This window comes from Burkholderia sp. BCC0322, from assembly GCF_902833045.1.
In the GTDB taxonomy this organism is placed as follows: domain Bacteria; phylum Pseudomonadota; class Gammaproteobacteria; order Burkholderiales; family Burkholderiaceae; genus Burkholderia.
This window is the reverse complement of sequence record NZ_CADFDU010000001.1, coordinates 1,237,173-1,254,198: the sequence shown is the minus strand read 5'-3', so window position 1 is coordinate 1,254,198 and position 17,026 is coordinate 1,237,173. Positions and strand designations below refer to the sequence as shown.

Below are 17,026 nucleotides of genomic sequence, written 5' to 3'. Positions count from 1 at the left end.
TTAGCCTTGACGGGAGTGGCAGGCGCGACGATGCAGTGCACCATCACGAGCGCGCGTAAGCGTAAGTGAGGTAGTTTTGCTCACGTGCGGCCGCATGCCTGTCCTGACTCATAGGCGCGCCGAGGTACAGCGAACCGATTAGTTGCGGTGCTGATTCGTGCGGGCAATGCAAATGCGTGATCGCGCTCGCAGGGTAATCGCGCAGTACGCCCGTGAATAGCCGATCTTTTTCGATGAGGCCCATCGAGAAACCCGATAGATGGATGCGCAATTGCTCGGGTATCCCGCAGCCACCTGTGTCTTCGATTTCCCAAACCGCAAACGAAGTGACTTGGCGATTGCGCCGCACTCGGTACTTGCCGGTCCCTAACTCTTGTGTTCGGATATTCGACCGGTTCAGTGAACCCCATGGATGGCTCATGACTCGCTGGTGTGGCGCCTGCCGTGTGAACGCTCCTGCGCGAATTTACCGGCCAAAATTTCCTCGTGGATCTGCTCCGGTGTCGCGCCGGCGAGACGAGCGGCGACGAGTTTTTCGGGATCGAGGAGCTTGCGCCACGCATGCCCTCCCGGTGGGTTACGCATGTGCTCGGATGCCGTCCAATCGTTGCCGTAGTTATTGACGTTCAGTTCCACCACATTGCCATCCGGGTCCGCGTAGTTGAACACGGTTTGAAAACCCTCCCCCGCAGCAAAGAGCGGCTCGATCCCACAACCTTTCAGCCGTACATAAGTGCCCAGAAGGTCATCCAGAGTGCGGTACTCAAAAGCGACGTGCTGCATGCCGGCCCGACGAGTCGCGTCAGGTTCATAGCCAGGCACCTCGAAGAACACGATGCGATGGTGTACCTCGTCATTGCTGACAAAGACCCCATGAAATGGAGGCCCGCCTTGCGTACCCCCTTCGTTACCGAAGCGATAGTTGACGGTCATGCCCAGCACCTGCCGATACCAATCGGTCATTGCGTCGACATTGCCGGTGACAAGCCCGAAGTGTTGCAGCTTCGGGCGGATAGTGACTTCGGTATTCATTAGACATCTCCTGTGACTCGACCATGAACGAAACGATACCGTTTCGTTCATTTAAACTACCGATTCGATCACGGAGTGTCAACAACTTTCGATACGAGACCGTTTCGTTTCTTTACGGAAGCGCCCAAGCGTGGTAAATCAAGGGGATCTCGTGATGCAAACAACCTTCGCCTTGCCTATGCCGCCGCCGAAAGCTGCCCCGAAAAAGACGTCCAAGCCGCCAGCCGTCCGTACCGGACGTCCGCCGGACACGCTCGCCGGCGAGGTTGACGAACGTATCCTGAACGCTGCCTATTCAGTTTTCATGGAGCGCGGCCTTCATGGAGCAAGCATTGATGAAATAGCGCGCCTCGCCCGCGCCGGCAAACCGAGCATATATTCGCGCTTCGCGACCAAGGAGGCACTCTTCGCCGCGGTAGGAATCCGCAATGCTGCGCGGGTCAACGCGAACTTTGGCCACTACGCAATCCAGGGAGCAACCCTGGAGGAGCGACTCATCAACATCGGACAGGGCATGCTCGGCCAGTTGCTCTCAGACGATGTGATCGATTTCATGCGCCTTTCCGCCGCCGAGGCGCGACGCGTTCCCGAACTGGCCAATTTCGGACTGGGCGCACGAGAGCGAGGCGTCGCCAGGGTACTGGAAGCCTTGCGCGACATCGTAGGTACTGCGGACATCCGGCGGTATCCCGCTCTTGGCCCTGCACATATCGAGACCACAGCACGCTTCTTTCTTGATCTGGTCGTAGGCCCCCTGCTCATGCGGGCGCTCGTTGGCGAAGATCTCACGTTATTGCGCGCCAAAATCGATCAGCACGTACAGGCTAGCGTCGCATTTTTCCTGTCGGGATGCTGCAATACTTGACCATTCAGGGCGAATGGCGCGCGGACTTTTCGCGACCGGCCACCGCTTTGAGCTGGTCGAGTAGCCACCGCCCTGCAGGACCGGGTGGTGTATCGGTCCGGTAGATGGCCGCCAATGAGATGGAAGCGTTGGCACGTGTTTCCTCGAACTCCAGCGGCACGAGAGCACCGCTGTCGACGTCCGCTTGAACGACGTGCAACGGCATGCCGCCCCAACCCAATCCGGCCTTCAAGAAGGCATGTTTTGCCCCCAGGTCAGACAGCCGCCACGTTGCCGGAGATAGCACGCCCAGATCGGTCTTTCCCGTCAACTGTGAACGGTCGCTCAGCACAAGCTGCACGTGCCGTGCCAGTTCGCGCGCAGGAATCGGCCCTTGATGGAGGGCCAGCGGATGCTGAGGCGAGGCAACCATCAGATAGGGCACGGTCATCAGGTGCTCACTTGTCAGATCCGGATGATTCGTAAGTAGTGGTGCGCGTATGCCGAAAGAGCTTTGCCCCTCAAGCACCGGTTCGATCACGGCTCCCATGCCCTCCACTGAAATGCGCAGAGGCGTGCGAGGAAACATGCCATGAAAGGCGCTCACCGCTTGGGTCAGCACATCAGTGGGGAGGAAAACGTGAACCACCACACTAAGCTCCGGCTCCAGCCCTCCGGCCAGTCCCTTCGCCCTGGCCTTAAAGAGGTCCATGTCGCTCGCCACGACGCGAGCATCCGCAAGTAATTCTCGGCCAATCACGGTTAGCGTGGGGCTGCGACTTGTCCGATCAAACAGCTGCACGCCAAGTTGAGCCTCGAGATTGCCAAGAGTGTGGCTCACGACCGACTGCGCTCGCCCCAGCTTTCGACCCGCAGCCGAGAAGCTTCCGGTTTCAGCCGCCGCAATAAAGGTGCGCAATTGATCCAGTGTTACCGCGTCAAGCATATATCCACCAGATAGATACGTTTCATCGAAAAATATAGGCTACTCAGATTGTAAGTCAAAGCCTATCGTTCGACGCATCGGCAAACGCACCGTCTGCCCCTTCGGAGAACTTGTTATGAAACTGCTACACGTCGATTCCAGCATCCTCGGCCAAGGCTCTGTCAGTCGTGATCTGTCGGCGGAAATCGTTGAAACCTTTCGGGCTCGGCACGCTGACCTCAACGTCACATACCTGGACCTTTCTGCCACGCCCATTGGCCACCTGACAGCAGCGCACCTCGCGGCCGCGCACGGCGCGCCCGTCGACGAGGCGTTGAAGGCTGACGTGGCGACTGGCCAAATCGCGCTCGAAGAGTTCCTCGACGCCGACATCGTCGTCATCGGCGCGCCGATGTACAACTTCGGTGTTCCGTCCCAATTGAAGGCCTGGATCGACCGCCTTGCTGTGCAAGGAAAGACATTCCGCTACGACGCAAACGGCCCGATCGGACTGTGTGCGGGCAAGAAGCTGGTGATCGCGTCGTCGCGTGGCGGTGTGTTCAGCGAAGGCACCCCTGCTGCATTCCTGGATCATCAGGAAACCTACCTGAAAGCACTGTTCGGCTTTCTCGGCATCTCGGACATCAATTTCATTCGTGCCGAGGGCGTGGCGATGGGCCCGGATTCCCGCAACGGCGCTATTGCTGCCGCGAAGGAAAAAGTTGCCTTGCTCGCTGCCTAATGTGGCACTGCCATGTCGACCTCGCGCTTGCCGACGTACTTCCTCAGCCATGGAGCAGGCCCGTGGACATACATGGCGGGCACGTTTCGTAAGCAATTTTCCACCCTGGAGATGGCGTTGATGGAAACCGGGGGAGAGCTGGCGCACGCCGAGACTCTCCTCGTAGTGTCCGCGCACCGGGAAACAAGCAGATTCGCGCTCTCGTCGCCATCATTGGCAGCGGACAGAGTTTTCAGAATCTGTCGGTGCGCGACACGCGAGCGATTGAGCCTTCCCCACAGTTCGATCATTGGTTGCAAGACACCATCTCGCCGGACGACCGCAGGGATCGCCTTCTGCGATGGCGGGATGCCCCTTACGCGAGACTCGTGCACGCGCGCGAGGAACACCTCGTACCGCTCATGGTCGCCGCTGGCACCGCACGCGAGGACGATGGCCAGTGCATTTACCGGGAGCAACTAGCAGGCGTCACGACGGCAGCCAGCTTCCGCTTCGGCCCGAGTCCCGGATAGTTGTGCCGAAGTCCGGTCGCTAAGTCCCACCGCCTCAGCACGCTTTCGACAATTACCCAAACAGTAGTAACGCTATGTCAAACACCCAAGTCCCGTCCTTCAATCCTGTGCGCGCTCACCGCGGATGGCATATCTCGCTGTGGATCATCCAGGTCCTTCTGGCGACTGCCTACGCCATGTCGGGGTACATGAACACCTTCACGTCTCCGCAGCAACTGGTCACCATGGGTATGAGCCATGCAGCGGTCTTGCCGTATGGACTGCTACGTTTTCTCGGTATTGCCGAATTGGCAGGATCAATCGGCCTTCTCCTGCCAGCGCTAACGCGCGTACGTACCTCACTCACGCCGCTTGCCGCGCTCGGATTCATCGTCCTTCAAGTGCTAGCAATGGGATACCACGTGACTCACGGTGAGTTCTTCATGCTTCCGGTAAATGTGGTGTTGATGGCTCTTGCAGCCATGCTCTGGTGGGGACGATCCAGGAAGGTCCCCATCGCTTCCCGCTAAGAAGTCCGAGACGCCCCCCCCCTCGCAACTTCATCTCTAGTGAGCCATAGACATGACAATCCAGCTTTCTACACCGATCCAGAGCCAGCCCAGAGGCGGTCCGAATTTCTTCGTGAGGAGTATCGACCTGCACGAACGGGGCGAGCTGATTTCTCCCATTGCGACACTCGACGATTTCCGCGTGAGAGACCGCCCGTTTCCACCTCACCCGCACGCTGGATTCTCTGCGGTTACCTACGTGTTTGAAGACTCTCCTGGTGATCTGCGTAGCCGCGACTCGCTGGGCAATGACATTCGTGTAGGCCCTGGCGGAATCGTATGGACGCAAGCAGGCCGCGGCATCGTGCACCATGAGGTGCCCGCCCTGCAGAACTGTGAACTGCATGGGGTCCAATTCTTCGTCAATTTGAGCGCTGAAAGCAAGCTCATTCCGCCGCAAGTCCTGTCAGTCGACGGCAAGGACGTTCCGCAATGGCATAGCGAACGCGGCGATCGCGTTCGCGTAGTCGTGGGAAGTTATCGCGATATTGAATCGCCGCTCGTTCCAGCAGAACCCTTCATGCTGCTAGATGCGGAAGTGCGCCACGAGATCGCGCTCGACCTTCAGCCGCAACAGTACGGCTTGCTCTCCGTGCAATCAGGCAGTGCCCGAGTCGTCACCGATACGGGAACGACAATCGTGGCGCAGGATCAAGCGGTCACGGTACGTGGATCTGGTTCCTTCTCGGTCGTAGCCGCGCAACCGGTTCGGCTGCTGCTCCTCGTCGGCATGGAAATCCACGATCCGGTGTTCGTCCATGGACCATTCATCATGAACGATCCGAAACAGATTGCCGACGCGATCAATCGTTACCAAGCAGGCGATATGGGGCATCTCACCCCTCTTCCGCGAGATTGATGCGATGGCTCCCTCCGGTTTACCGCTCGCGAAACACCGGCAACGTCGCCAACCGCACGTCACCGAAACGGCGAGAAACTCGCAACATTGCAATGCCGAGCCAGGCGAGTTTAGGCCTGTCGTTAATCCGAAACGTTGCGAGGGAAAAGGCGACTGCGTCGCCGTCTGCCCTTACGCGGTGTTCGAGATCGGACGCATGCCTGACGATCAGTTCGCTGCCATGCCCCTTATTGCGAAGCTGAAGCTATGGGCTCACGGTCGGCAGACTGCCTTTACCCCGAATTCGGATGCATGCCGCGCCTGTGGGGCATGCGTAACTTCATGTCGCGAACGCGCCATCTCGCTGGCCCGTATGGCCTAGCATCCATCATTGGAGAAACGCAATGTCAACTATTGAACGATACGGCGAGCTGAAATATCGAGATGTCCGTGGCATCCGGATGGCATATGTCGACGAAGGGGAAGGCGACACTATCGTCTTTCAACACGGGCAGCCGACATCCTCATACGTATGGCGCAACGTCATGCCCCATCTAAAGGGCATGGGGCGATTAGTCGCGTGCGATCTGATCGGCATGGGCGCGTCCGATAAGCTCCCCGACTCAGGGCCTGGCAGTTACGGCTACGCGCAACACCGTGACTATCTCTTCTCGCTTTGGGATGCGCTTGGCTTGGGAGAGAACGTGATTCTGGTGCTCGACGACTGGGGCGCAACGCTGGGATTCGACTGGGCCAACCGCAATCGCGACCGTGTGAAAGGCATTGTCCACATGGAGTCGGTCGCCCTGCCGATGAGTTGGGCGGACATCCCCGAGCCGGCACATCCGTTTTTTCAGGCGCTACGCTCGCCAGCCGGCGAAGAGCTCGTGTTGCAGCAGAACATCTTTATTGAGCAGCGTCTGCAGCCCGCCATTCTTCGCCCGCTTGATCCCCGCGAAATGGCGGAATACCGCATGCCGTATCTGGAACCTGGCGAAGGACGCAGGCCAACGCTTTCCTGGCCGCGAAGCCTGCCGCTTGACGGTGACCTCACCGATGTCTATCAGGCGATGGAAGCCTATCGTCCGTGGGTCGCCAGCAGCGCAGTGCCCAAGTTGCTGATTAACGGCGATCCCGGAGCCATCATGACCGGACGCATCCGCGACGAGATCCGCACGTGGCAAAACCAGATCGAAATCACCGTCAAGGGTCGCAAGATCCTCCAAGAAGACAGCCCCGAAGAAATCGGTGCGGCCATCGCGAGCTTTGTCGAGCAGGTGCGCGCCCGTGTGGCTGGGTGATCCGACGCTCCAATTCTATTTCTCCGTATTCGGGAGTGTATGAAATGAAAGTAACCAAGCTAGCCTATGTAGGCACGAACGCATCGGATCTCGACGCATGGAAAGAATACGCGCCGCAAGTCCTGGGGCTCGAGGTCAGTGGTGACAGTTCCGATAACTTGCTATATCTGCGCGCCGACGAACGCCATCACCGGCTAAGCATCCATCCCGGGGAATCCGACGACATCGCCTACGTCGGTTGGGAAGTAGCCAACCATGAAGCCCTCGAGGCAGTCGCCTCCCAACTCGACCGCGCAGGCATTAAGGTTCAACCCGGTACTGCAGCAGAACTGGTTGAGCGACGTGTGCTGGAACTCGTTCACTTCACGTGTCCGCATACCGGCGTGCGCATGGAACTGACTGTCGGCAACGAAGTGATCTTCAACCCACGATTCATGCCAACCCGCCCGTTGGCGGGGTTCAAAACTGGAGAGCTTGGGCTGGGGCACGTCGTGCTTTACGTCAAAGCAGACCTCAGAAAGGTCGTGGATTTCTATGTTAAGACCCTCGGCTTCGGCATCTCGGATTGGGTAGTCAATCCTGAAGGTATGCCGCTAGCCGCTTTCCTGCACTGCAACGCGCGGCACCATTCGCTGGCTCTAATTTTCTACCCGCCTGCCCCCCGAAATATCCAACACGTCTTCTTTGAGACCAACTCGCTGGACGATGTGGGCACCACGTACGACCTGTGCCGCGAGCAGCAAATCGCCGCCACCGGAATCGGCCGCCATCCCAATGATCGCTCCGTGTCCTTTTACTTCCGTAATCCCTCGCGATGGTTCATTGAATACGGCTGGGACTTGCGCACGGTGGATCCACAGAATGTGACGGTGGAAAGTTACGTCTTGCGTCCAGGCATTGGCTGGGGACACGATGGATTGCGCAATCTGGAAGACCCACCGACGCAGCTGAAATAGTACGTTGGCCAGTAGTATCAAAGAAATGCTTTGGCTCGGCGACCGCATTCTTCGGCGCCGAGTTTGACGTAGCTAGAAAGCCGCAATTGCACAGCGCCGCAATCAGCACACGCCGAGGCGGACTCGACACATGGTCTCAAACTGTCGCCAAAAGTGGAACCGGGCGACCTGGAGCAGCCCCCTGAAGCGCCGGACACAGTCACCCACTTACAATAACGGGTAGCTGTCCATGGAATCGCTTGGACACATCTGGAATTAAAAAACCCGCGAAGCCTTGCAGCCTCGCGGGTTTCGAGACTTCCTTGGACAATCCTGGAAGGGAATTTGGTGGGCCCGGCGGGGTTCGAACCCGCGACCAATCGATTATGAGTCGACTGCTCTAACCGCTGAGCTACAAGCCCTGATGAGAAGCAAAGCGTGTCACACGCCGCCCCGACAAAGAAGCCGGGCCGGCATTGTAACAACAAAGGAGACAAACGCCACCGGCATCACGCGGATACCGGCGGCGTTCGCAGGAGAGACGCTGGAAATCAGTTCCCTTCGAGGAACGACTTCAGCTTGTCGGAACGGCTCGGGTGACGCAGCTTGCGCAGCGCCTTGGCCTCGATCTGACGGATCCGCTCGCGCGTGACGTCGAACTGCTTGCCGACTTCCTCGAGCGTGTGGTCCGTGCTCATCTCGATGCCGAAGCGCATCCGCAGCACCTTCGCCTCGCGCGGCGTCAGCGAATCGAGCACGTCCTTCACGACGTCGCGCATGCTCGCATGCAGCGCGGCATCCGCCGGCGCGACCGTGTTGGTGTCCTCGATGAAGTCGCCGAGATGGGAATCGTCGTCGTCACCGATCGGCGTTTCCATCGAGATCGGCTCCTTTGCGATCTTCATGATCTTGCGGATCTTGTCTTCCGGCATTTCCATCTTCTCGGCGAGCGTTGCCGGATCCGGCTCGAGACCGGTTTCCTGCAGAATCTGCCGCGAGATGCGGTTCATCTTGTTGATCGTCTCGATCATGTGAACCGGAATCCGGATCGTGCGCGCCTGGTCGGCGATCGAGCGCGTGATGGCCTGGCGGATCCACCACGTCGCATAGGTCGAGAACTTGTAGCCGCGACGGTATTCGAACTTGTCCACCGCCTTCATCAGGCCGATGTTGCCTTCCTGGATCAGGTCGAGGAACTGCAGGCCGCGGTTCGTATACTTCTTCGCGATCGAGATCACGAGACGCAGGTTCGCCTCGGTCATTTCGCGCTTCGCCTGGCGCGCCTTCAGTTCACCGGCCGCCATCTGGCGGTTGGTTTCCTTCAGGTCCTTCAGCGGCAGCACGACGCGCGCCTGCAGGTCGAGCAGGCGCTGCTGCTGTTCGCGGATCGCCGGAACGTTACGCGACAGCACCGCGCTGTACGAATGGCCTTCGGCCATGATCTTCTCGGCCCAGTCGAGGTCGGTTTCATTGCCCGGGAAGCGCGCGATGAATTCCGAACGCGGCATGCCGCACTTGTCGACGACGATGTGCAGGATCTGGCGCTCGACCTGACGCACTTCGTCCACCTGCGCACGCAACGTGTCGCAAAGGCGTTCGACGGTACGCGCGGTGAAGCGGATCGTCATCAGTTCGCTCTGGATCGTTTCCTGCGCCTTCAGGTAGGCCTTCGACTTGTAGCCTTCCTTTTCGAACGCGCGGCGCATCTTGTCGAACCACTCGCTGATCTGCGCGAACTTCTCGAGCGAGGCACGCTTGAGGGCTTCGAGCTGGGCGGCGTTGGCCGATGCCTGGGCGGCACCGTCGTCCTCCTCCTCTTCCTCTTCTTCCTCTTCCTCTTCGGCTTCCTCGTCCTCGTTCTCGATGGCTTCCGCTTCCTTCGCGGAGAAGCCGTCGGTATCGGCGGAGTCCGAAGCATTCGGATCGAGCAGGCCGTCGACGAGTTCGTCGACGCGGATCTCTTCGTTCGCGACGCGTTCGGCCATCGCGAGGATGTCGGCGATCGTCGTCGGGCACGCGGAGATGGCCATCACCATGTGGCGCAGGCCGTCCTCGATCCGCTTCGCGATCTCGATTTCGCCTTCGCGCGTGAGCAGCTCGACCGTGCCCATTTCACGCATGTACATCCGGACCGGATCGGTCGTGCGGCCGAATTCCGAATCGACGGTGGACAGCGCGACTTCCGCTTCCTCTTCGACTTCATCGTCCGACGACGCGGCGGGCGCGTTGTCGTTCAGGAGCAGCGTTTCCGCGTCCGGCGCCTGCTCGTAGACCGCCACGCCCATGTCGTTGAACGTGCCGATGATGCCTTCGAGGGCTTCGGTCTCGGTGAAGTTGTCCGGCAGGTGGTCGTTGATTTCGGCGTACGTCAGGAAGCCGCGCTCCTTGCCGAGCTTGATCAGCGCGCGCAGTTTCACGCGGCGCTCTTCGAGCTCCTCGGCCGTACCCGGCGTGCTCGTCGCGAACGCTTCCTTCAGCAGCGCCTTCTCCTTGGCGCGACGATCGCGCACCTTGGATTTGCCCGGTGCAGCCGCCGCTGCGGGCTGCTCGTCGCTCTGATTTGCGTCGTCTTCGACGGATACTTCGTTCAGCTTTTTGGTCATGGAGTTCGCCGTACCGGCTATATCGACTCGCGGCTGCTGGACGACAGCCGGTTGAACCGTGGGTGCATGAGTAGTACGTACTGCCGTTTCGTCCGCGGCGGCAGTCGTGTCCCTTGCGCTTTTCGCACTTGCCCGCTTCGCCGCCGGCTTGGCCGGCCCGGAGTCGGGTCTGGCGGCAGCCCGTGTTCTGGCTGCCGGCGCCGGCGCAGCCTGAGCAGTGCCGGCCGCGGTTTTCTTTCCTGCAGCGGCTGACGTGGCTGAAGACGTTGTCCTGGTGGAAGAAGCAGACTTGGCCGCTGTGACCTTTTTGGTCGGCTCCGTCGAGCCCTTGCCCGTTGCTTTCTTTCCGCCTGTCGTCTTTGCCATCGCGATTCTCGCCTCTGCTTGGAAAACAAACCGCTGGAAACCTTATATTATAGCACGCTGGGGAGCCCTCTCTAAGCTCCCCAGCCGCCTACAGCCCGAGCCGACGCTTCATGTCGGTTCGCTGCTGGTTCAATTCCGTCAATTCGGCCAATTCCTCGGGTGTGAAGGTGGACTGCCGCGCCAGCCTGTCTAGCCGGTCGCAGCAGGCGTCGTAACGCATCTTGAGCACCGCCGCCTGCAGTTCCTCCCCCGCGATCCGCTCCTGTTCACGCTGCCGCTCGGGCACCGTCTCGTCTTCCGGATTCTGTAACAGCAAATCGCGGACGTTTTCATCATAGTCCAGAATTTCGCGGAAGATTTCCTCGTAAGTCGCTCCATTCGAGGACGTTCGCAGGACATCCGACAGCAGCCGGAACTCCGCGCCATCGCCCAGCGCGCGCGCATGATCGACGACTTCCGCGAACAGTTCGCCGATGCGCGGCAATGCGCGCAAGGTCGCAATTTGTTCGTCGTCGAGCTGCGACGCGATACGCGGATGCATCACCAGCGTGCGCAACGCGCGCTTTTCGCTGTCCGTCACGCGGCGCCGCTCGCTGCGCGCGGGCGCCTGGCGCGGCGGCGCCGCGATCCGCGTATCGACGTCGGACAGCGCCGCGACCTCTTCGAACGGGATGTCGAGGCGGTCCGCGAACATGTGCATGATCTGCGCGCGCAACGCGTTCGCGGGCAGCGCCTGCAGCAGCGGCTTCGCATCGAACAGCGCTTTCGCGCGGCCTTCCGGCTGATCGAGCGCCTTGCCGGCAATTGCTTCGTTCAGCAGAAATTGCGACAGCGGCATGGCGCGCTCGACCTGCTCGGAGAACGCGTCCGCGCCGAACTCGCGCACATAGCTGTCCGGATCGTGCTCGGCCGGCAGAAAAAGGAACCGGATCGTGCGGTTGTCCGCCGCATGCGGCAAGCACGCCTCGAGCGCGCGTCGCGCCGCCCGCCGCCCGGCCGAATCGCCGTCGAAACTGAAAATGACCGTATCGGTCTGGCGCAGCAGCTTCTGCACGTGAATCGGCGTGCACGCGGTGCCGAGCGTCGCGACCGCATTCGGGAAGCCGAGCTGCGCGAGCGCGACGACGTCCATGTAGCCTTCGACGACCAGCACGTACTTGCGCTCGCGAATCGCGAGCCGCGCCTCGAACAGGCCGTACAGCTCGCTGCCCTTGTTGAACAGCGGGGTTTCAGGCGAATTCAGGTACTTCGGCTCGCCGCTGCCGAGCACGCGCCCGCCGAAGCCGATCACCTGCCCCTTCACGTTGCGGATCGGGAACATGATCCGCTCGCGGAACCGGTCGTAGCGGCGCGCAACGCCCTGCGCATCGGTCTTCTCGCTGACGATCACGAGCCCCGACTCGACGAGCGATTCGTCGCGATAGTCCGGGAACGCGGCTTCGAGGTTCTGCCAGCCGTCCGGCGCGTAGCCGAGCCCGAAGCGCGCGGCGATCTCGCCGGTCAGGCCCCGGTTCTTCAGGTACTGGATCGCGACGGTCGCGCCGCGCAACTGCTTGCGGTAGTAGTCGCACGCGGCGGTCATCGCATCGGACAGCGCGGTCGCGACCGATTTCGAAACCGGCGCCGGATAGTCAGCCCCCCCGCCTCCACCCCCACCGCCGCCACGCATCGAAGGCTCGTGCGGCACGGTCAGGCCAACGGACTGCGCGAGCTCCTGCACGGCCTCCGGGAACGTGAGCCCCGCGTGTTCCATCAGGAAGCCGATCGCCGTACCGTGCGCGCCGCAACCGAAGCAGTGATAGAACTGCTTGGTCGGGCTGACCGTAAACGACGGGCTCTTCTCGTTATGGAACGGGCACAGCCCCATGAAGTTGGCGCCGCCCTTCTTGAGCTGCACGTACCGGCCCACCACGTCGACGATATCGACGCGGTTCAGCAAATCCTGCAGGAACGAATGCGGAATCACCGTGGGTTCGAGCGAAAAAAGACAATACGGCACCCCGGCGCACGCACTGCGCGTCGGGGAGACAGGTGTTACTTCGTGAGCGCGGCCTTGACCAGCGCGGAAATGGCCGTCATGTCGGCACGGCCGGCGAGCTTGCCCTTCAGAACGCCCATCACCTTGCCCATGTCCTGCGGGCCGGCGGCGCCCGTCTGCGCGACAGCTGCCTGGACTTCGGCGGCCACCTCGGCCTCCGACAGTTGCTCGGGCATGTAGCCGCTCAGCACGACCAGTTCGGCCTGCTCCTTCGCGACGAGGTCGTCACGGCCGGCTGCCTGGAACTGGCTGATCGAATCCTTGCGCTGCTTGATCATCTTGTCGATCACGGCCGTGATGCCCGCATCGTCGAGGGTGACCTGATCGTCGACTTCGCGCTGCTTGATCGCGGCCATCAGCAGGCGAATCGTTGCCAGGCGCTCGCTTTCCTTCGCGCGCATCGCGGCCTTCATGTCTTCGCTGATCTGCTCTTTCAAACTCATCTCTCACCCGGGAAGGAAACGTGAATCCGACGCCCGCCATAAGGGCGTCAACACAAAAACCCGCTTGGGACAGTGTCTCAAGCGGGTTGCTCGAATCCGGCATCGGCGGCTCGCCTGATCGGTCGCACGATCAGGCGCGATCTTTCGCGATCGCCCGATCGCATGGAGTCGCCGGTGCGCCGCTCAGCGAACCGCGCGGCGCCCAATCGTTCAGTACAACTTCTTCGGCAGTGTCTGGCTGCGGATACGCTTGTAATGACGCTTCACCGCAGCAGCCTTCTTGCGCTTGCGCTCCGCGGTCGGCTTCTCGTAAAACTCGCGCGCACGAAGTTCGGTCAGCAGACCATTCTTCTCGATCGTGCGCTTGAAGCGACGCATTGCAACTTCGAACGGCTCGTTCTCTTTAACGCGAATGATCGTCATGATCCGACACGAATAAAGGTTTGCAGGGAAAGACTACCGAGTATAGCAGAGCGATTGCCTAAAGGCACGGGGCCTGGTCCCGCCAAAACGGCGCCTCCGGCCCGTCAGGTGCCGCGCGAATACTCTGCCGCGGCCTGTCCGGCCGCCGTGCCGGACGCCCACGCCCACTGGAAGTTGTAGCCGCCGAGCCAGCCCGTCACGTCCACCGCCTCGCCGACGAAGAACAGCCCCGGCACGCGCGCGCTCATCATCGTCGCCGACGACAGGTCGCGCGTATCGACCCCACCTTTCGTCACTTCGGCCTTCTTGTAGCCCTCGGTGCCGTTGGGCGTCAGCGTCCAGCCGGACAGCGCGTCGCCGATCTGGCGCAGCGTCTTGTCGGGCAGGTCCGCGAGCCGCGCGTCGGCCGCGACGCGATGCGTGTCGAGCCACGCATGCGCGAGACGCGACGGCACCCAGTCCGCGAGCAGCGAACCGATCTGGCGCCTTGACGTGCGCTTCGCGTCAAGCAGGTCGGCGACCGTGTCGCGCTGCGGCAACAAATCGACGCGGATCGGGTCGCCAGGCTGCCAGTAGCTCGAGATCTGCAGGATCCCGGGCCCGGACAGGCCGCGATGGGTCAGCAGCAGATCCTCGACGAATTCGCCGCCGCGTTTCTTGTCGCCGGTCGATACGCGCACTTCGAGCGATACGCCGGACAACGCCGCGAACGGCTCCCAGTCCTGCTGCGCAAACGTCAACGGCACGAGCGCCGGCCGCGTATCGATGAGCTTGTGACCGAACTGCTTGGCGAGCCGGTAGCCGAAGTCGGTTGCGCCGATCTTCGGGATCGACAGGCCGCCGGTCGCGATGATCAGCGCACGCGCACCGATCGTCCCCGCCTGCTGCGTGTCGAGCGTGAAGCCGTCGGCCGGCGCGTGGCGCACCGCGTCGACGACCACGGGCCGGCGCCACGCAACGCCGCCCGAATCGCACTCGTGCTTCAGCATGTCGATGATCGCGTCGCTGCCATGGTCGCAAAAGAGCTGCCCCTTGTGCTTTTCGTGCCAGGTCACATGATGGCGCTTGAGCAGCCCGAGGAAGTCACGCGGCGTATAACGCGCCAGCGCCGAGCGCGCGAAATGCGGATTCGCCGACAGGTAGTTGTCGGGGCCGGCATACAGGTTCGTGAAATTGCAGCGGCCGCCGCCCGAGATGCGGATCTTCTCGGCGAGCCGCGGCGCGTGATCGATCAGCACGACGCGGCGGCCGAGCTGCCCGGCAACCGCGGCGCTCATCATCCCGGCGGCGCCCGCGCCGATCACGGCGATGTCATAAGTTTCCATGGCGCGAATTGTACCCGCCCGGCATCGGACCCGGGCCGCTGCCGGCGGCGACAGGCCCCCGCCTGCTATACTTTCCGGTTACGTTGACCTTCCTGCGGCGTGCCCGATACGGCGCGCCCTGCCCGTACCCATGCTCGTTCTCGGCATCGAAAGCTCCTGTGACGAAACCGGCCTCGCGCTCTACGACACGCAGCGCGGCCTGCTCGCACACGCGCTCCACTCGCAGATCGCCATGCACCGCGAATACGGCGGCGTCGTGCCCGAGCTCGCGTCGCGCGACCACATCCGCCGCGCGCTGCCGCTGCTCGAGGAAGTGATGGCGCAAAGCGGCACGCGCCGCGACGACATCGACGCGATCGCGTTCACGCAGGGCCCCGGCCTCGCCGGCGCGCTGCTGGTCGGCGCGAGTATCGCGAATGCGCTCGCGCTCGCCTGGAACAAGCCGACCGTCGGCATCCATCACCTCGAAGGCCACCTGCTGTCGCCGCTGCTCGTCGCCGAGCCGCCACCCTTCCCGTTCGTGGCGCTGCTGGTGTCCGGCGGCCACACGCAATTGATGCGCGTGACCGACGTCGGCGTGTACGAGACGCTCGGCGAAACGCTCGACGACGCGGCCGGCGAAGCATTCGACAAGACGGCCAAGCTGATCGGCCTCGGCTACCCGGGCGGCCCGGAAGTGTCGAAGCTCGCCGAGACCGGCACGCCGGGTGCGGTCGTGCTGCCGCGCCCGATGCTGCACTCGGGCGACCTCGACTTCAGCTTTAGCGGCCTGAAGACGGCCGTGCTCACGCAGATGAAGAAGTTCGAAGCGGCGAAGCTCGAGGGCGGAGCACTCGAGCGAGCGAAGGCCGACCTTGCGCGCGGCTTCGTCGACGCGGCCGTCGACGTGCTCGTCGCCAAGTCGCTCGCCGCGCTGAAGAAGACGAAACTCAAGCGCCTGGTGGTCGCGGGCGGTGTCGGCGCGAACCGTCAGTTGCGCGCTGCACTGTCGGCCGCCGCGGCCAAGCGCGGCTTCGACGTACACTACCCCGATCTCGCGCTCTGCACCGACAACGGCGCGATGATCGCACTCGCAGGCGCATTGCGGCTCGGCCGCTGGCCCGAGCAGGCGAATGCCGACTACGCATTCACGGTGAAGCCGCGCTGGGATCTCGCATCGCTCGCGCGCTGAACCATGCGGCGCGACGCAACGTCGCACCGACAAACAACAAGGCCGCTCATTCGAGCGGCCTTGTTCCATCAGCGTGACAAAACGTCGCGGCGTTATGCAGCCTGCCGCTTGTCGCGCTCGATCAGCGCATACGCGCTGTGATTGTGGATCGACTCGAAGTTCTCGGCTTCGAGCACGTACGCCACCACACGCTCGTCCGCATCGAGACGCTGCGCGACGTCACGCACGAGATCCTCGACGAACTTCGGGTTCTCGTAGGCACGCTCGGTGACGAACTTCTCGTCCGGACGCTTCAGCAGGCCCCACAGCTCGCACGACGCCTCTTCCTCCGCGATGCGGATCAGCGCCTCGACCGGCAGGTCGGCCGCGAGCTCCGCATCGATCGTCACGTGCGAACGCTGGTTGTGCGCGCCGTACTGCGAGATCTTCTTCGAGCACGGGCAGAGGCTCGTCACGGGCACGAGCACCTTCAGGAACAGGCGCGTGTCGCCGTTGCGGCTTTCGCCCGCGAGCGTCACCTCATAATCGAGCAGGCTCTGCACGCCTGACACCGGCGCCGTCTTGTTCACGAAGTACGGAAACGTGACTTCGATGCGACCGGCCTCGGCTTCCAGCTTCTCGAGCATCGACGCGAGCATCGCGCGGAAACGCTCGACCGTGAGCGGCGCACGATTCTCTTCGAGCAGCGCGACGAAGCGCGACATGTGCGTGCCCTTCTGATCGGCAGGCAGGCGGACATCGAGGTTCCAGACGCCGACGGTCGGCTGCACGTCGCCGCTTTCGGTACACACCGTCAACGGATGCCGGACCGCCTTCACGCCCACGCGCTGAATCGGAATCTGACGGGTATCCACCGTGCTCTGCACGTCGGGCATCACGAAGGCGGGATTCATCTGGTTCATCTTGTTCAATCCTTGTAAGCCGCGCGTTCGACGACGCGCACGCCGCGTCATGCGGCAGCCGGAAAAGCAACATGGGCC

At 62.0% G+C, this 17,026-nt stretch carries 18 protein-coding genes and 1 tRNA gene; 9 read left to right on the top strand and 10 right to left on the bottom strand.

All coding sequences use genetic code 11. The annotated features are described in order from the left end of the window. Window positions 1-43: 43 nt before the first annotated feature. A complete protein-coding gene (locus HWX39_RS05865) occupies window positions 44-421 on the bottom strand; it encodes a hypothetical protein (protein WP_175965972.1) in 378 nt (125 codons plus the stop codon). Continuing rightward, entirely contained in the window at window positions 418-1,032 is a 615-nt protein-coding gene (locus tag HWX39_RS05860; RefSeq protein ID WP_175965970.1) for a VOC family protein, read from the bottom strand. The genes HWX39_RS05865 and HWX39_RS05860 overlap by 4 nt, the downstream gene beginning before the upstream one ends. Window positions 1,033-1,186: 154 nt before the next feature. On the opposite strand from HWX39_RS05860, the gene HWX39_RS05855 reads away from it, so the two are divergent. Then, window positions 1,187-1,897 (top strand): TetR/AcrR family transcriptional regulator, encoded by a 711-nt coding sequence (locus tag HWX39_RS05855; protein WP_175965967.1) that lies wholly within the window; start codon window positions 1,187-1,189, stop codon window positions 1,895-1,897. Between the two features lie 4 nt (window positions 1,898-1,901). Here the strand turns inward: HWX39_RS05855 and HWX39_RS05850 are convergent, their stop codons facing one another. Next, on the bottom strand, window positions 1,902-2,822 hold the full coding sequence (locus HWX39_RS05850) for a LysR family transcriptional regulator (RefSeq protein WP_175965965.1): 921 nt from the start codon (window positions 2,820-2,822) through the stop codon (window positions 1,902-1,904). Window positions 2,823-2,937: 115 nt separating this feature from the next. Between HWX39_RS05850 and HWX39_RS05845 the strand changes: the two genes are divergently transcribed. From HWX39_RS05845 to HWX39_RS05820, 7 genes are all read left to right on the top strand, one after another. Further along, a complete protein-coding gene (locus HWX39_RS05845) occupies window positions 2,938-3,543 on the top strand; it encodes an FMN-dependent NADH-azoreductase (protein WP_175965963.1) in 606 nt (201 codons plus the stop codon). A 245-nt stretch (window positions 3,544-3,788) separates the two neighbouring features. Further along, a complete protein-coding gene (locus HWX39_RS36105; RefSeq protein ID WP_244134918.1) occupies window positions 3,789-4,055 on the top strand; it encodes a hypothetical protein in 267 nt (88 codons plus the stop codon). 74 nt (window positions 4,056-4,129) lie between these two features. After that, complete coding sequence (locus HWX39_RS05835) at window positions 4,130-4,564, top strand: DoxX family protein (protein WP_175965960.1); 435 nt, start codon at window positions 4,130-4,132, stop codon at window positions 4,562-4,564. A gap of 52 nt (window positions 4,565-4,616) precedes the next feature. Then, window positions 4,617-5,462, top strand: a complete 846-nt coding sequence (locus HWX39_RS05830) for a pirin family protein (RefSeq protein WP_175965958.1) — start codon at window positions 4,617-4,619, stop codon at window positions 5,460-5,462. 4 nt (window positions 5,463-5,466) lie between these two features. Next, window positions 5,467-5,823, top strand: coding sequence for a 4Fe-4S ferredoxin (locus HWX39_RS36100; RefSeq protein WP_347879568.1), 357 nt, complete (start codon window positions 5,467-5,469; stop codon window positions 5,821-5,823). A 22-nt stretch (window positions 5,824-5,845) separates the two neighbouring features. After that, window positions 5,846-6,742, top strand: coding sequence for a haloalkane dehalogenase (locus tag HWX39_RS05825; RefSeq protein WP_175965957.1), 897 nt, complete (start codon window positions 5,846-5,848; stop codon window positions 6,740-6,742). Window positions 6,743-6,786: 44 nt separating this feature from the next. Beyond that, window positions 6,787-7,698 carry a VOC family protein gene (locus HWX39_RS05820; protein ID WP_175965956.1) on the top strand — a complete coding sequence of 304 codons (912 nt, stop codon included), beginning with the start codon at window positions 6,787-6,789 and terminating at the stop codon, window positions 7,696-7,698. Window positions 7,699-8,023: 325 nt separating this feature from the next. Here the strand turns inward: HWX39_RS05820 and HWX39_RS05815 are convergent. From HWX39_RS05815 to HWX39_RS05790, 6 genes are all read right to left on the bottom strand, one after another. After that, window positions 8,024-8,099 (bottom strand) — tRNA-Ile (locus HWX39_RS05815). Window positions 8,100-8,228: 129 nt separating this feature from the next. Continuing rightward, window positions 8,229-10,646 carry an RNA polymerase sigma factor RpoD gene (gene rpoD / locus HWX39_RS05810; RefSeq protein ID WP_175965955.1) on the bottom strand — a complete coding sequence of 806 codons (2,418 nt, stop codon included), beginning with the start codon at window positions 10,644-10,646 and terminating at the stop codon, window positions 8,229-8,231. 88 nt (window positions 10,647-10,734) lie between these two features. Beyond that, window positions 10,735-12,612, bottom strand: a complete 1,878-nt coding sequence (gene dnaG, locus HWX39_RS05805; RefSeq protein ID WP_175965954.1) for a DNA primase — start codon at window positions 12,610-12,612, stop codon at window positions 10,735-10,737. Between the two features lie 68 nt (window positions 12,613-12,680). Further along, the gene (locus HWX39_RS05800; protein WP_175965953.1) at window positions 12,681-13,127 is read right to left on the bottom strand and encodes a GatB/YqeY domain-containing protein; all 447 of its coding nucleotides are present in this window, start codon (window positions 13,125-13,127) and stop codon (window positions 12,681-12,683) included. A 210-nt stretch (window positions 13,128-13,337) separates the two neighbouring features. Continuing rightward, window positions 13,338-13,550, bottom strand: coding sequence for a 30S ribosomal protein S21 (rpsU, locus tag HWX39_RS05795; protein ID WP_006479415.1), 213 nt, complete (start codon window positions 13,548-13,550; stop codon window positions 13,338-13,340). A gap of 104 nt (window positions 13,551-13,654) precedes the next feature. Next, window positions 13,655-14,875, bottom strand: a complete 1,221-nt coding sequence (locus HWX39_RS05790) for an NAD(P)/FAD-dependent oxidoreductase (RefSeq protein ID WP_175965952.1) — start codon at window positions 14,873-14,875, stop codon at window positions 13,655-13,657. 130 nt (window positions 14,876-15,005) lie between these two features. Between HWX39_RS05790 and tsaD the strand changes: the two genes are divergently transcribed. Continuing rightward, the gene (tsaD, locus tag HWX39_RS05785; RefSeq protein ID WP_175965951.1) at window positions 15,006-16,046 is read left to right on the top strand and encodes a tRNA (adenosine(37)-N6)-threonylcarbamoyltransferase complex transferase subunit TsaD; all 1,041 of its coding nucleotides are present in this window, start codon (window positions 15,006-15,008) and stop codon (window positions 16,044-16,046) included. A gap of 92 nt (window positions 16,047-16,138) precedes the next feature. On the opposite strand, the gene folE2 is transcribed toward tsaD, so the two are convergent. Beyond that, window positions 16,139-16,948, bottom strand: a complete 810-nt coding sequence (folE2, locus tag HWX39_RS05780) for a GTP cyclohydrolase FolE2 (protein WP_006486446.1) — start codon at window positions 16,946-16,948, stop codon at window positions 16,139-16,141. Window positions 16,949-17,026 lie beyond the last annotated feature (78 nt).

What these genes read in the sequence shown, in the direction of transcription:
- rpsU (WP_006479415.1), bottom strand. Translation starts at nt 13,550, where the DNA reads ATGACGATCATTCGCGTTAAAGAGAACGAGCCGTTCGAAGTTGCAATG.
- HWX39_RS05855 (WP_175965967.1), top strand. Translation starts at nt 1,187, where the DNA reads ATGCAAACAACCTTCGCCTTGCCTATGCCGCCGCCGAAAGCTGCCCCG.
- HWX39_RS05850 (WP_175965965.1), bottom strand. Translation starts at nt 2,822, where the DNA reads ATGCTTGACGCGGTAACACTGGATCAATTGCGCACCTTTATTGCGGCG.
- HWX39_RS05825 (WP_175965957.1), top strand. Translation starts at nt 5,846, where the DNA reads ATGTCAACTATTGAACGATACGGCGAGCTGAAATATCGAGATGTCCGT.
- HWX39_RS05860 (WP_175965970.1), bottom strand. Translation starts at nt 1,032, where the DNA reads ATGAATACCGAAGTCACTATCCGCCCGAAGCTGCAACACTTCGGGCTT.
- HWX39_RS05790 (WP_175965952.1), bottom strand. Translation starts at nt 14,875, where the DNA reads ATGGAAACTTATGACATCGCCGTGATCGGCGCGGGCGCCGCCGGGATG.
- HWX39_RS05800 (WP_175965953.1), bottom strand. Translation starts at nt 13,127, where the DNA reads ATGAGTTTGAAAGAGCAGATCAGCGAAGACATGAAGGCCGCGATGCGC.
- HWX39_RS05830 (WP_175965958.1), top strand. Translation starts at nt 4,617, where the DNA reads ATGACAATCCAGCTTTCTACACCGATCCAGAGCCAGCCCAGAGGCGGT.
- HWX39_RS05820 (WP_175965956.1), top strand. Translation starts at nt 6,787, where the DNA reads ATGAAAGTAACCAAGCTAGCCTATGTAGGCACGAACGCATCGGATCTC.
- HWX39_RS05865 (WP_175965972.1), bottom strand. Translation starts at nt 421, where the DNA reads ATGAGCCATCCATGGGGTTCACTGAACCGGTCGAATATCCGAACACAA.
- rpoD (WP_175965955.1), bottom strand. Translation starts at nt 10,646, where the DNA reads ATGGCAAAGACGACAGGCGGAAAGAAAGCAACGGGCAAGGGCTCGACG.
- HWX39_RS05845 (WP_175965963.1), top strand. Translation starts at nt 2,938, where the DNA reads ATGAAACTGCTACACGTCGATTCCAGCATCCTCGGCCAAGGCTCTGTC.
- HWX39_RS36100 (WP_347879568.1), top strand. Translation starts at nt 5,467, where the DNA reads ATGGCTCCCTCCGGTTTACCGCTCGCGAAACACCGGCAACGTCGCCAA.
- tsaD (WP_175965951.1), top strand. Translation starts at nt 15,006, where the DNA reads ATGCTCGTTCTCGGCATCGAAAGCTCCTGTGACGAAACCGGCCTCGCG.
- folE2 (WP_006486446.1), bottom strand. Translation starts at nt 16,948, where the DNA reads ATGAACCAGATGAATCCCGCCTTCGTGATGCCCGACGTGCAGAGCACG.
- HWX39_RS05835 (WP_175965960.1), top strand. Translation starts at nt 4,130, where the DNA reads ATGTCAAACACCCAAGTCCCGTCCTTCAATCCTGTGCGCGCTCACCGC.